This is a genomic window from Bacillus sp. mrc49 (assembly GCF_002803435.1).
Map to the genome: position 1 here is coordinate 1 of NZ_PHNG01000556.1, position 1,097 is coordinate 1,097.

Annotated in this window: 1 protein-coding gene; it reads left to right on the forward strand. The window is 47.2% G+C overall.

Annotated features, from left to right (window positions below; all coding sequences use genetic code 11):
• A partial coding sequence (locus CVN76_RS05680) for an ABC transporter permease (RefSeq protein ID WP_100530578.1) occupies positions 1-913 on the forward strand: 913 nt, incomplete at its 5' end.
• Positions 914-1,097 lie beyond the last annotated feature (184 nt).

Below are 1,097 nucleotides of genomic sequence, written 5' to 3' on the forward strand. Positions count from 1 at the left end.
GATAGCCGACGTTGCGCCTGTGGTCACGGGCCGCGTTTATGCAAAAAATGGTGAAAATTCGGCCCAGGTTTCCATGACCGGTGCCACTTCAGCTTATTTATCGGTTCGGGACCTTGAGCTTAGTCAAGGGCGATTTTTGACGGATCTGGAAACGGAATTACGCTCCAAGGTCGTTATCCTAGGGTCTGATACAGCAAGCACGCTTTTTGAAAATCAAAACGCGGTGGATCAAAACGTTCTTATCGGCGGTGTTTCCTATCGAGTGATCGGTGTGCTGAAATCAGTAGGAACCTCCATGGGCTCGAGCGGCGATGATGTAATCATTGCACCGATCACCACTGCCGAACGGGCGACGGGCAGCACGACGATCGGGACCGTTTATGTAAAAGCGAAGAACGAGAACATCGCGGAACGGGCCATGTATCAAGTGCAAGGTGTGATGACCACTTCATTCCCTGGCCAAAGTGATAATTATTCCGTATCCAATCAAGAGGATTTGATGGAAACAATGAGCTCCGTATCCGATACATTCACGCTCATGCTTGGCGGCATTGCCAGTATTTCGCTGCTTGTGGGCGGGATTGGCATCATGAATATCATGCTGGTATCCGTCTCGGAAAGGACGAAGGAAATCGGGATCCGAAAGGCAATCGGGGCAAACCGGAAATCGATCCTTCTGCAATTCTTAATTGAAGCGGTCGTCTTGAGCTGCCTAGGGGGATTGTTGGGAGTGGCAATTGGATTCGGAATCGCAAGGTCGATTTCAGCTTTTTCAACATTAACGATTAGTTATTCATGGTCGGTGACAGTGTCTGCCTTCTTATTCTCGATATTGATCGGGATTGTCTTTGGCGTATTCCCTGCCAATAAGGCATCGAAATTGAATCCAATCCAGGCACTGCGGCACGAGTGAACATACAAATTATAAAGAAAGCGGCTAGGAATATGCCCGCTTTCTTTTGTATATGAAAAAGGATAAAATCAACATAAATAGCAGGTGAAACGGTCAGGGGGGAACTCTTCATGAAGATTTTGGTGGTGGAAGATAATGCTTCATTATTGGAATCAATCCGGCAAATTTTGGCCGATGAATATGA